Here is a 14,207-nt window from a genome sequence, read left to right on the forward strand (position 1 = left end):
GTCTCTAAAAACTTGTTTTTATCCTTGATATAAGACATTACAGGACAACTTATACCGCTTGGAACAACTTCCCAAATTTTCATCCGCAGAGATAATATCTATGGTGAAAATTTTCACTTATGCAAGAAGACGATTTGCGAGGATTAGCCAAAATTATGGCCTTTATGCGTGCGGTTAGTATCCTATTGGTACTTATGAATTTCTACTGGTTCTGTTATTCTTTTTTCTACGACCAGGGATGGACACTTGAGGTTCTGGAAAGGATATTAAAGAACTTTCAAAGGACAGCCGGCCTGTTCGACAATTCGCAATATAGCAAAGTATTTGCATTGATCTTATTGGCGCTCAGCTGCCTTGGGACCAAAGGTGTAAAAAATGAAAAAATTAAATGGAAAAACATTTACATATGCCTGATATCCGGTTCAGTTCTTTTTCTTTTAAATTTTCCACTCCTTAAAATTTCCAATCCTCTGTATATGCTTACCACTTCAGCGGGATTTGTCCTGCTGATGGTAGCTGGCTTATGGATGAGCAGACTCCTAAAAAACAGGTTAATGGACGACCCTTTTAACAACGAAAATGAAAGTTTCATGCAGGAAACCCGCCTTATCGAAAATGAATACTCCGTTAATCTACCTACAAAATTCTATTATCAAGGAAAATGGAACGATGGATGGATAAATGTTGTTAATCCTTTCCGTGCTGCAATAGTCGCCGGTACTCCAGGATCAGGAAAAAGTTATGCTATTATAAACAATTATATCAAGCAGCACATTGAGAAAGGATTCTCTATGTATGTATTCGATTTCAAATTCGACGATCTTTCATTAATCGTATATAACCATTTGTTAAAACATTATGATAAGTATAACGTCAAACCACAGTTTTACGTCTTAAACTTTGATGATCCACGTCGCAGTCATCGATGTAATCCTTTAAGCCCCTCATTTTTGAGTGATATTTCCGATGCGTACGAATCTGCGTATACGATAATGTTAAATTTAAACAGGACATGGATTCAGAAACAGGGAGATTTTTTTGTAGAATCACCCATCATTCTTCTCGCCTCCATTATTTGGTTCCTCAAGATATATCAAAACGGTATCTATTGTACGTTTCCCCATGCCATTGAACTTCTGAATAAGAAATACTCCGATCTATTTACGATTCTGACAAGCTATCCAGAACTTGAGAACTACTTAAGCCCTTTTTTGGATGCGTGGGAAGGTGGAGCGCAAGACCAGCTACAGGGTCAGATCGCATCCGCAAAAATACCATTATCAAGAATTATATCTCCAAAATTATATTGGGTAATGACCGGAGATGATTTTTCACTTGACATAAATAATCCAAATGAACCCAAGATCTTATGTGTTGGTAGTAACCCGGACAGGCAAAATATATATTCCGCTGCGCTAGGACTTTATAATTCAAGAATTGTTCGTCTAATCAATAAAAAAAAGCAGCTAAAGTGCTCCCTGATTATCGATGAGCTACCCCAAATTTATTTTCGAGGCTTGGATAACTTGATTGCCTCCGCCAGAAGTAATTTAATATCCGTATGCTTGGGATTACAAGACTTTTCAATGTTAACGAGAGATTATGGCGATAAAGAATCTAAAGTAATCCAAAATATAGTAGGTAATATTTTCGCGGGACAAGTGGTTGGCGACACTGCAAAAACATTGTCAGAAAGGTTCGGGAAAATTGTACAAAAAAGACAATCCATCAGTATAAACAGAAATGATACCAGTTCTTCGATTTCCACACAGCTCGATAGTTTGATTCCTGCATCAAAGATTTCAACCTTATCACAGGGTATGTTCGTCGGAGCCGTAGCGGACAATTTTGGTGAAAAAATAGAACAAAAGATATTTCACGCCCAGATCATAGTCGATACAGAAAAGGTAGCTAATGAAACGAAAAATTATAAGCCTATTCCACAGATACGATCCTTTCTATCCGAATCTGGGGCAGATATTATGGAACAGGAAATTAACGAAAATTACCGGCAGATAAAATTGGATGTTTCGATTATAATTTCGAACGAATTGACGAGAATTGAAAATGATCCTGAACTGGCTCATTTAATCCGACAGGAATGATTTCAATACGATGAAGGATAACCCGAGAGCATAGGCTGAGAATGTACCCTCCTATCTCCCACTGATCATAACGAACCTACCATTTACCAATAGAAATTAAAAAAAATAAATTTAATATGGATTCAATCAAACCTAGACAATCTACAACTAAAACCTTATATCACGGAACCAACAGCTATTTTAATGAATTTTCACTAGAATATCTAGGCCAAAATACAGATAGAGACAATTGTCATCGGGGTATTCATTTAACGGAGGAAATTGGTATAGCACAACTTTTTGGTGAAAAAGTCTTTGAGTGTCAGGTTCACCTAAAAAAATGCCTGAATTTGGATGATGTCTTTGGCTGCACTGACCAAGCACCCGACATTGTTAATATTATATTTGAAGAGGATATTACCGATCCTAATGAAGCATTGGAATTTATAGATGATAATATCGGATTAGGGGAATATATGGAATTTATGGAAGCCTTTAACTCACAAGATAACCTCAATATGTTTAAAGAACGTGGTTACGATCATATTATAGCTGGATTCGCCAGGGATAAAGTAGAATATTGCATTTTTGAACCTGCTGAAATTTCAATTCTTCATAAGGATTTTATTTCTCTTTTTCCAAAGAATGCGTACCTTTCCGTATTGCCAGCGAATTCCCGTCAGATTGAAAATATTTTAAAAGCTCTACAATCAAAGAATGATCGGGAATTAAATATCCTGTATAAGCAACTGCTTAAAAATATCAATAGTATTCCCAACAAAATAGACGGTTTTGAAATAGATAATATTAAAAAACTAAAGATACTGGCTGGGAAAGATAATACAGAAGGTTCTCTGTGCTATTCTATAAATAAGGGGAAACTATATCGAGAGTTGCCTGGTACGCTGGACGGAAAATCACCGGTTCTAAAGCTGTCTGCCGATAAAGTCAAAAAGAACGGCTTAGGAATCTCACGATAAACCATTAATTGTACAGCAATTCACATTTTTCTTCTAAAGGAACTTTAAAATTAGATCTTATGCTTATTGACTACTTTAGTATTTTCTATTTTGTTTTGTCCGTCTTCTGAATTAACAATTCTGTTTTTGCTTTCATCCAACGAAATCTGAATGTTACGCTCCACTGCTGCAAGTTCAGTCTTTAAACCAGCTAGATTCTTTTCCTTATTCCACTCACCATTTACAATATCATCCAGTATAGTTTTGTCCTTTTTTATGACTTCTATCTGTACTTTTTCTTCGTCAATTAAACGTGGTATTTTTTTTAGGGCATTAAGAAAATTCAAGCTAGCCTTTTCAGGATCTGCAGCAATAATTCCATTGTTATGAGTGTATTTTATATTCCCCTCTCCACAGATATAAAAACGGTTATCCCTTTCCATTATATTCTCCTTTTCCCGAATCTCCGTTTTTACAAGAATACGAAAACCATAGAGAGAACCAATTTCTTCGTAATCACCGCCTGTTCGGGCGTTTGAAGCAATTTTATTAAGATATGAACCAATTTCGGTAATTCCTGCATTTTTTGCCAGCCCATTTAATTGTATAGGATTTAATAGAGTACCGTCAGAAGATTTAAGAATACGATTTTGAAGATTATCCCTATCAACTATAAATCTTTCCAACTTTGAAATTCGCCCTTCCAGTTCCTCTTGCAACAATCCAAGTTTGGAGCCTGCACTCCATTTAGACCGTAAAAAAGCACTTTTTTCATTTTCCATCGCCACAATCTTCTTTTCTACTTTTGCCTTTTCCAATAGATCAGTATTTCCTGAGAGTAAGGCAACATACTCCGAAAAGTTCATCCCGGAAACCTCATCCATCGCTCCCTCATCGATAGTACGCACACTTAGACTATTACTTTTTAACTGACCAACAAATCGCTGTTTGTTAGCAAGCGTATTAAACTTATAAGCATCCAGCGATTTTTCAACAGCATAAATAAAGACATCCACTGTATTATTGGCAAAGAATTTCGCGATTTCATTTCCTTTGCGGACAGCGCGGCCATTGCGCTGTTCAAGATCTGACGGTCGCCATGGAATATCCAAGTGATGTACTGCAACTGCTCTTTTCTGTGCATTAACACCAGTTCCAAGCATATCTGTAGAACCAAAAAGAACTCTTACCCTTCCATCATTCGCGGCCTTTATCAATTCATTACGTTGATCCTCCGTCTTGGCCTCCTGTATAAACCGAATTTGATCAACTGGAATATCATGATCCTGCATAAGCTTTCGCTTTATCTCGGAATAGATATTCCATTCACCAGGCTTGTAGGTTCCTAAATCTGAGAAAACGAACTGCGTACCTTTCTGAGCATTATACTTTCTGTAATATTTAGTTATGTTTGCGGCACATACAGAGGCTTTATTTCCAGCATCATCGGCATATTTAGATGAAATCAACCTCATATCCAGCGACATTTTTCTCGCGTAATCTGTAGCAATCAGCATTTTGGCTTTTTGTTCTGTCGGACTTAATGGTGGCCTTCCAAGCAATTCTGCATTTCCAGACTTAGCAAATTCCATCAATTTTTTGATGAAAATCTCCTGATCCGGAGTTGGTGGGATATTATACAATATCTCATTTTTTACAGGCCGGTCAATACCAATGTCTTCAGCAGTACGGTAATCGGTTATCTCTGCATAGAATTGTGCCAGCTCGGGTACTTTGATAAAATGACGGAATCTCTCTTTTTGCACAATATTATTTGCAACAGAAAATTCATAATCAATGGACTTTCGCGCAAATATCGCAGCCCAGGCATCGAAGCAATTAATACCCTGACGTTCCAATGCTTTTGGACGTAGATACTTAAAAAGACAGTATAACTCGGTCAGTGAATTGGAAATGGTCGTTCCCGAAAGAAAAGTTGCCCCTAAGTCCTTACCGCTTCTTTCCTGGATTGTTCTTATGGCAAAAAGAAGATTAAGTGCTTTTTGACTGCCTTGCGAATTGCCCAGACCGGCAACACGCTCATGTCTTGTATTGAACATAAGGTTCTTGAATTTATGGCTCTCGTCCACAAAAAGGTGATCGATCCCCATCATTTTGAAGTCCACAACATCATCTTTTCGGTTTTCTATATCATGTTCTAAGGTCTTTAGTTTAACATTCAGGTTTTTCTTACGGATTTCTACTCCTTTAAGCATAGCACCCGAAATATCTTTACCCTGACTTCTTAAGACTGAAAGATTTTGCTCCACGCCATCCAGTTCAGCCTGTAGAATATCCTTTTGAAGTTCTGACGACTGGGGGATCATCCCAAATTGATCATGCGTGAGAATAATGCAGTCCCAATCGTTATTCTTGATATCGCCAAAAATCTTAAGCCGCTTTTGTGGGGTAAAGTCCTTTTTTCCGGGATAAAGTATTTTTGCATGGGGATAAGCTTCCCGATAGGTCTTGGCAATATCATGCACATTTGCCTTTAATGCAATAATCATCGGTTTATGGACAAGCCCTAATCGTTTCATCTCCTGGGCCCCTGCACACATAATCAGCGTTTTGCCAGCTCCCACTTCATGATCACAAATTCCTCCGCCATTGGATTTTACCATCCAGATAGCATCTTTCTGGCTGCCATAGAGGTCCTCAATGTTCACCGCCCTCCGATCCAGTCCGGGAAAGCTCTGATGGCTACCATCGTATTGCGGTCGTACATAACAGTTAAATAATTCATTATACCGTTCTGTCAGTTCATTTTTGAACGCATCGTCCTGCTGATAGAGCCATTCTGTAAATTCGTGACGGATTTCATCTATCTTCGTATTGGCAACCTGAATAGTCTCCATATCCCGCACCTTCACAGCCGTACCATCAGCCAAATATTCTGTTTTTGTAATATCTGGGGTAGTATTAACAAGTGCATGTCGCAATAAATTCAAACCGTCAAAACTGCGGCTTTCGGATTTCACCGCATACTTTTCTGTGATCTTCAGATTGCTGGATTTTGCACTGACAGAATAGTCATCACTACTTTCAGAATAATGAATACTAATCGTTGTGTCAAAAAGATGGGTAGCAAAACGATTATAGATATCGGTTCCGATCCAGCGTTCTCCCAGATTAAAGTCAAGAGCCTCAAACTTAATAGGCTCAGGCCGTACCTTTTCAAGTGCTTCAAGACTTACTAGAGCTTCCTGATCATTAGGATTATCGACAATGTAAGCTTTTACTTGTTTTGCTTTTTCAACGACATCACCAGAAAGAAATTTTTGAGAGACTTCCAGCTCGCCACTTATCGGATTATAGTAAATACGTCCCTGTAGGCTTTCTCTTAATGCATCAGAAGACAGACCACTGATCTGTTCCATATACCTCATATCAACATTACCGGAGCGGTTCAAAGAAGCCGACAAAGCTTCCTGCGGAGAAGCCTCAGAGATTTTCATTCTTGCAAAACTAACCGGATGGTCAAAAATATCCGACTTATGGATTACACCTCCGACAACCCGTTCAAGTGAGGGAATTTCATTGCCCGAGGGATCCATTTTTATAACCTTAATATTTTCGGCAGCATTTAGATGACCATATCTTCTGACAAAATCATCATAGAGCTTATTCAGGAGTCCCCGATTGGTACTATCCTCTTCCTGATTTTTAGTTTCGTAATTATACAGATCATTATAACAGTCCCTTACTTTTATATAGGCATCAATTCGTTTTCGCTGGATCTCGCTAAGCGCTATTGGTTTAAAACTATAATTTCCATCGCGTGTATTTCGTTTGATCCTGCCAACATGTCCCCTATAATTAACTAGGGTATCCTCTCGATAGTAGCTTTTAACTTCAGCATCAAAAACCTGCGGTTCCAAACTACGCTGTTCCTCATTATCTTGAAATAAGGAAACCATGGAAACTGCTTTAACGTGTTTGTTCCCGCCATCTTGCTTCTTATCTACGCTGGAAGGCTTTATTTTTACTGTAGTATTCTGTGACCGCACCTGTTCATCCAAATTCTCCGCGAACAGTGACAACTGTTCAGTTACCGTGGGCTTATTTGGCGTATTGCTTCGCTTTTTCCTATTTGTTGGTGACTTTGTAGACTTAGCAATCTCATCTTCTGTAAAAAGGTTGAGCTGAACTGCATTTGATGTGGTCGTATCAGGTAGATTATATGATAATTTATCGCTTACCGTAGAAGTTATTTTTTTCTCCGAAGCACTGAAATCTGATAATTTGGCTCTTTGAAATTTTCTGTACAAATCAGGATTAAAATAATTTTTAAAATCAGCCACAAGCTTTTTCGCAAGATCTTCACCGATACCAGCCAGTCCCCCTTCATGTAGATATACTGTACCGGGTTTACCGTATTGATCGGTACCGACAACAGCTTTGGTATAAACAATGTGATTAGGATTATAGAAAAGTAGATTGCAGTTCTCTCCGCCCGGCTTGATTCCGCTTTTTATGAAATCTCTGGCCCTCTGGGACAATTCCCTGTTTTCAGTTCTTTTCTGTAAAATAAGGAGGTCCGTTCCAACTGAAGTGCCTGCCTCATCAAATAGGTTATTTGGCAATCTTACCGTAGAAACCAAATGATGTTCTTTCATCAACACTTCCCGGATCGCTTGATTGGAAGGACTATCCATCACTCCCTGAGAAGTGATGAATGCCAAAATTCCTCCTTCCCGTAACTTATCTGTGGACTTTAAAAAAAAATAATTATGAATCGCTGAAATAGAAGCTTTTCGGGCCAGATCAGTTCCTTTTGAATAAGAAAGATCAAACACAGAAGTTTTTCCAAATGGAATATTGCCAAGAATTACATCGTACTTACCATCCTCCTTCATTCCTATATTTTCAAAACCTTCGACATTGACCTTAGACTGTGGGTACAATAATTTTAGGATCAAACCTGTGAGTGGATCTTGTTCATATACTGTAATTTCAAGATCAGGAAGGTTTGAAAATGGTTTGATGAATGAACCTACACCCGCTGATGGTTCCAATAATGTCTGAATCTCTACATCATTATTAATTAAAACCTTTGAAATCGTTTCTGAAATGGGTACAGGGGTATAAAAGGCATCCAGAATTGATGCCTTTATTCCATCTATATATTGCTTATATGTTCTGTCATTCTCGCTGTTCTCCAATATCAGATCGTAGAGTGTCTTCGTTAACTCAAAAAGAGGTCGGTCAGCCACACTCCACTTCTCAATGTCATCAACAGACTCTGCTGGATTTAGGATAAATTTCAGTCCTCCAAATCCGGCATACAACGACATTTGTCTTAGCTCCTCCGAACTTCCTTCCCTTTTTTCTTTGTGCAACAGAAAAGCAATTTTCAGGGCATCAATATTCTGCTGGAGGTGCTGCCTCTTATTGAATGCCATTCTTTTCGATCCATATCGCGATGAAACCTGTCAGTTCCGTATATAGCAGGTCATAATCATTTGAATATGCAAAATCATCGGCTAGATCATACTTTGCAAAAACCTCTGCACAGATAGGAAGTATTTTTAATGCAAAGTCCCGATATTCAAAGTCAAAGAACAGATCTGTAAACTCATTGGTCAGGACATCAAATAGACTGTCGTATTTTGAAAAATGTAGACCTTCATACAAAATATAGTCGGCTATTTCATCACATTTGTGAACGCCATTGCCAGACCTGAATGCTCCTTCATACGCATTGGCCGCCCATCGAGCCCGTTGGCCGATAAATTTTGTATCCTCTAATTTCTCAGGAAAACTCGCTTCTATATGTTCCTGTAGCTTTAATTGGTAGTAGGAAAAATCCTTTTGCTCTTTTTTCATGTGTCAATTGTTTACTTGTCAGGTAAACCTAGCCACAGAAGCTCTCGTAATGCAGTTTGTGAGGTATTCTAACCTAAGAAGTCCGTCATTTTCCTAATTGAAAAAATGAGGTAAAAAAAAGAAGCCTGAAATCACCGGGGATCTCAGGCTTCACACCAAATCACATCATGAAAATTATCTGAACTTTCGTTTCTTTTTCTGCTCAAATTCAAAAGAAGTAGTACCGTCCTCCGATAACACAATATAGGCATCAAATGGCTTTCCACTGTGACCGACCATCTTGCGGATCAATGGTGTTCTTTTCTTGGTAAGCAAAGCTTCTACAATTTTATATGTTAATTGTATTCCGCACACCTTTCGAAAAAGTATCCATCCGCATTCATCACTACAGCATTTGATTACCTTTTCACGCAAATAGGCTTTACTACTACATTTTGGGCAGTATAGATCTTGAGGACCCGCCTCAGCAATTTTCTCGGTCAACAGTTCTTTGGTAACCTCTTGTGTCAGCTTTTCAAGTTCTCCATGAAATTCCGTAGCAGACATTTCATTATTCTGTATCTTTTCAAATGCAAGTTCCCATTGCGCTGTCATAGCCACGTCTGCTATCTTTTTATCCGCTACGATCTGATAAACAAGAAGGCCCTTCTCAGTAGGAATGATCGACTTCTTCTCCCGGCGGATATAATCCCTGTCGAAAAGCGTTTCAATAACCGAAGCACGGGTAGCTGGTGTACCTATTCCAATGGTTTTAAGTGCCTTTCTCTCCTCAATATCCGCAATGGTATTACCGGCATTTTCCATTGCTGATAGAAGTTCTGCTTCAGTATATAATGCAGGTGGCTTTGTTTTTTTGGAAAGAAGCGTCGCAGCGGTTACCTGTAAGAGATCGCCATTGTGGAGTTCCGGCAGGTCAAAAACATTGTCCTCCTCGTCTTCATTAAAATTTCCATTGATCAGCTTCCAGCCTGGGGAAGTAATCTTTATTGCTTTAATTGCAAAATTATAATGTAGGATTTCTAACGTTACCGAAGTAGTTTCCCTATGGCAGGCTGGTGAAATAGCTTCAAGAAGTCGGCAGGCGATCATATCATACAGTGCATTTTCCTGCGCGTTCAAAATACTAGGTATATTCTCCGTTATTAAAATTCCATGATGGTCAGTCACTTTTACATCATTGACGATATGTTTGTTATATCTCTCCCATTTAACTTTTTCAACCTTTTCTTTAAAAGCGTTGGAAGCCCCTAAAGCGACAATCAGATTTGGAATTTCGCTCCAGACATCTTCGGGAATGTACTTTGATCCCGTACGGGGGTAACTTATCAATTTCTTCTCATACAAGATCTGCGCTATTTCCAGTGTTTTTTCCGCGGAAAAACCCAGCTTCCTGTTGGCCTCTTTTTGTAAGCCTGTCAAATCAAAAAGTAATGGTGCCTGCAAGGAACCGGATTTCTTTTCAACATCCACAACAAGTACAGTTCCTGCACGCTCAATAGATCTTATTGCAGATTCTATTCTAGTTCGTTCTTCCCATTTATCAACCGATAAACTCTTGAAAATAATACCCTCTTTTTGATGTTCCAGCTCAATCTGGAAATAGCTTTTTACTTCAAACGATTTATGATCTATATATCTTTTGCAGATAAGCGATAAAGTAGGTGTCTGAACACGTCCTAAAGAATATAAACCATCCCCTAAACTGATCGTAAGGGCTTGCGTGGCATTGATCCCGATCATCCAGTCAGACTGTGACCGCTCGCGTCCCGCATAATAAAGACCATCAAAATCAGCCCCGGACTTCAAATTGTTTAATCCGCTTATGATTGCTTTCTCTGTTAAACTACTGATCCAAAGCCTCTCAAATGATTTATGGCAGCCTAAATATTCATATATGTATCGGAAAATTACTTCACCCTCCCTACCTGCATCGGTAGCAACAATAATGCTGTCGCACTTTTCGAAAACTTCGCCAATTATTTCTAATTGCCGTTTTGAACCTTCATCGTAATCATAACCATTACCAGCCTTTACTTTTCTACAGGTAAGCATAAAATTTTCTGGTATGATAGGAAGGGATTCCCTGTTGAATCCCTTTATTCCATAGTCCGCAGGCATCGCCAGTCCTACAAGATGTCCATAAGCCCATGTGACCATAAAATCACCCCCCAAAAAATATCCATCTTTTCTTTCAGTCGCTCCTACAATTCGGGCTAGTTCATGTGCTACAGAAGGCTTTTCTGCTAAGATTGCTTTCATAATGGCTTACTTTAGTGAAGTTTCGGTCGTCTTGTAGGTGTCTTTCTTTCTTGGGCATCAGTCTTTGCAGTATTACGTGCGGCCTGTTTTGAATCATCTTTTTGCACCGGAGATTGTCGCTGTTTCTTCTCTTGATTTGTATCACCAAGGACTTGCTCCAGCTGATTTTCCAAATGAGGTTTCTGGAAGGAGAAATCAACCTTTCCTTTTTGTTCATTGTAGAAGACGTAACCTGAATATATTCTATTTTGATCCTAATGACAAGATCTTCCAGATAAATAGCTTTACCCTCTTTTAGCTGATCCTGTTCTTTTTCGCTAAGCTGTCGGTCTCTGAAGACGGGTGGAATTACCCTTGTAAGCTGTTGTTCAATATTTAGGGTTTCTTTATTGCCAGCAAATACAATTTTTCTGTCATCCGCACTGAACTGCAACGTTTGGCTGAACAGTTCCCCTGTTTTTGTATTTACCATACCATCAACGAGCACGGGCTTTCCTTCCATGAGTTCCTGCTTTTGTTCCTTACTTAACTTTACGCCACCAAATTTATCATTGATTTTAATCCATTCAAGCGGATATGATACCGGCTCCTTTGTATATTTATCCAAACTGATCAATGACTTTACTGTAATACCCTGTGTATTCGTCAGTTCAGCCACCCGTCCCATATTTCCAGTTTTTATCAGGTTCTCCTTATCCTCTCTTGTAAACCTATGGCCATAAAAAGGATTTTCCAAAGGAGCTTTATGTCGTATACCATGCGTCAAAATAACAATCTTATTATCGACTTGTCTTAAAGAAAGACGAGCATCACCTTTTAATGCCAGCCCTTCAAAATTTCCTTCAATCTTAAATATTGTATCTGATTTGTATCCTTTTAGCAATTTGTCCAATTGTCCATTTTTCTCTAACAGCTCCCTGTTCAAGCCAAATTTATGAGCTGTATTCCAGTCAATTTCATCTGCATTATAACGATTCACATTTTTTGCATCATCTTTGGTTTTCCCTTGATTAACTTCTTGTTTCGTTTCCATATCCTGCTTTTTTTGTTTATTGTCATGTTTCACTTCCAATGCGTCCAGCAATTTATTTCCTTCCGGTGTTGGATTATCGAGCGCAGATTGTAATTTCTTCGCTACCGCCTCCATATCGATGTCGGCAATTTTAAAAAACTTGTATCCTGTAGGATCGTTGAGTTTTCGCCAGAAATTAGAAAAGAAATTGCTGAAAATATCGCTTTTGTCTACGCGCATAAAATCCAGCAAATTCTTCTGTTTGGGCTCTCCTGTTTCCAGTTTCCCATCCTTATTTACTCCTTTTACAGCTTCGATCCTGTTCTTAACTTTGTCAAGAACCAATAGGATATCGGACAGCGGCTCTAACGCTTTGGCTACCTTTTCGTCGGTGATTGTTTGTTCGTTCATAATAAAAAAGTTTTAAGATTATCGAAAGTAGAATGGGAATCGTTACAGTATTATATCTATTCCGTTAGAAACCTATTTTTGCCTATATTTTCCGCCGTGATAACTGTCTCTAATAAACTGTTGCACATCAGAACTCTTGTAATAAATTTTACCACTGATAGTGAAAAACTTTATTCTGCCGATTGTACGGTAACGCTGAAGACATCGGTAAGTGATCTTTAGCATTTGAAGCACGTCTTGATTATCGAGCAGTTCATCACCGTCGATACTCAATCTCTTTTTGTCGCGGATTTCAAGATCCCCTGCGAGTATATCGAATCGCTTCATGATACGATCCATCCACGCGAGGAATTCAACTCGATCTATATTCATAGCCTTTTACATTTGGTTTACATACCAAAATTGGCCTTGATTTTCCGCTAAATCGTACAAGGTAGTACCAAGGATATACCAAGAGAAATGAACTTTTTTTTCGTTATTTTTTTAATAGTGGCGCCAGTTTGCATTGGTATCCTATGACTAGTATATTGGTACATACTAAAAGTATGAACTGTCGAAGCCAGCTGTGTAAATTTCAGGTTAGTTATTCTACGAATAAATTCAGTATAACAGGACAGCATAAATTTCGGCAATAAAAAAACAGGTCATCGATTTGATTACCTGTCTTGTACAATAGATTTACTACCTACCTTAAAGTTCTCTATCCATATATTGTTCTAGAGAACTTTTTAAGAAAAGTAAATAGCTGGTTTTCTCTCCTGCCCTGAACTTCATCTGATGGAATGCATGATGAATATCCCCCAATTTGATTTCAAACACTTCCTCAAATAGTTTACTCATTTTTCGCAGGCCAGCTCTTCCATTAGACACACTACCTGCTGCATGTAGTGCATAAATCAGTTCAATTAACGCATTCTTGGAATCCGTCCAAGAAAAACTTCCATTTTCAGGCATAGGGGAACTGCCGGTGTTATTGGAGTCTTTCTGACTAATTTTCGACAAATAATAGGAAAAAAGCAAGTCCATCGCTATGATCTGAGCGACTTTATAATCATAATAGGTAGAAAACTCAATATCAACTTCAAAGAAAAAACTGTCTACACCATCGAAGAAATTAATATTGCCCAATCTAAAATATGAATTGTCCTTGTCGCATCGGCCAGAACGATAATACCAGTAAAAATCCGAACTCTCCAGGTGCTTTTTATATTCTTTGTTTAAAAGTTTGATCTGCTCGTTGTAATAAGCTTGTACCAAATCATAAAGTTCCGGGTTAATAACTTCCAAACGGACAAGCTTATTATAGTAAATGAGTTTTCCTAAAATCTCGGGCTTGACAGTCTTAAAAAAGACTACTTCGTCGTCGGCTGTAGCAAAACCATTTTTAGCAATTTGGGTTTTAAGATCGCTTAATAATTGGCGAAGAAAAGAAACCATATGATAAGCTTCTTCAATGGTGCTTTTCGTACTTCGCTTCAGATTCTTCTCCTGTTGTACAATTGATAATAGAATATTTTTATATAATTGTTTCATTTTCGAACCCTTTTATTGCGATTGGTTTAGCAATTTCTAAAAAGGCATATTCTGCTGTATCTAATGTTTCTCTGGGTATTCTTATCTCCAAAAGCTTTTGCAGCCTTACAAGAGGTTTAA

The 14,207-nt window shown here is 38.3% G+C and carries 8 protein-coding genes; 2 read left to right on the top strand and 6 right to left on the bottom strand.

What is annotated here, in order from left to right; genetic code table 11:
* Positions 1-119 precede the first annotated feature (119 nt).
* Complete coding sequence (mobC, locus tag NBX25_RS10135) at positions 120-2,105, top strand: conjugal transfer protein MobC (RefSeq protein ID WP_076350986.1); 1,986 nt, start codon at positions 120-122, stop codon at positions 2,103-2,105.
* A 116-nt stretch (positions 2,106-2,221) separates the two neighbouring features.
* Entirely contained in the window at positions 2,222-3,064 is an 843-nt protein-coding gene (locus NBX25_RS10140) for a hypothetical protein (RefSeq protein WP_250253555.1), read from the top strand.
* A gap of 50 nt (positions 3,065-3,114) precedes the next feature.
* Here NBX25_RS10140 and NBX25_RS10145 read toward each other — a convergent pair whose 3' ends face one another.
* From NBX25_RS10145 to NBX25_RS10170, 6 genes are all read right to left on the bottom strand, one after another.
* Positions 3,115-8,448 carry a helicase-like domain-containing protein gene (locus NBX25_RS10145; protein ID WP_250253556.1) on the bottom strand — a complete coding sequence of 1,778 codons (5,334 nt, stop codon included), beginning with the start codon at positions 8,446-8,448 and terminating at the stop codon, positions 3,115-3,117.
* Complete coding sequence (locus tag NBX25_RS10150) at positions 8,435-8,872, bottom strand: DUF1896 domain-containing protein (RefSeq protein WP_076350980.1); 438 nt, start codon at positions 8,870-8,872, stop codon at positions 8,435-8,437. Before NBX25_RS10150 ends, NBX25_RS10145 begins: the two co-directional genes overlap by 14 nt.
* A 174-nt stretch (positions 8,873-9,046) precedes the next feature.
* Positions 9,047-11,131: a type IA DNA topoisomerase gene (locus NBX25_RS10155; protein WP_250253557.1), complete on the bottom strand. Its 2,085-nt coding sequence runs from the start codon at positions 11,129-11,131 to the stop codon at positions 9,047-9,049.
* Positions 11,091-12,554 carry a DUF3945 domain-containing protein gene (locus NBX25_RS10160; protein WP_250253558.1) on the bottom strand — a complete coding sequence of 488 codons (1,464 nt, stop codon included), beginning with the start codon at positions 12,552-12,554 and terminating at the stop codon, positions 11,091-11,093. Before NBX25_RS10160 ends, NBX25_RS10155 begins: the two co-directional genes overlap by 41 nt.
* A gap of 72 nt (positions 12,555-12,626) precedes the next feature.
* Entirely contained in the window at positions 12,627-12,926 is a 300-nt protein-coding gene (locus NBX25_RS10165; protein WP_076350974.1) for a helix-turn-helix domain-containing protein, read from the bottom strand.
* A gap of 318 nt (positions 12,927-13,244) precedes the next feature.
* Complete coding sequence (locus tag NBX25_RS10170; protein ID WP_250253559.1) at positions 13,245-14,087, bottom strand: RteC domain-containing protein; 843 nt, start codon at positions 14,085-14,087, stop codon at positions 13,245-13,247.
* Positions 14,088-14,207: the final 120 nt, after the last annotated feature.

Origin of the sequence: Chryseobacterium sp. Marseille-Q3244 (genome assembly GCF_940807095.1) — a bacterium.
Taxonomy (GTDB): Bacteria; Bacteroidota; Bacteroidia; order Flavobacteriales; family Weeksellaceae; genus Chryseobacterium.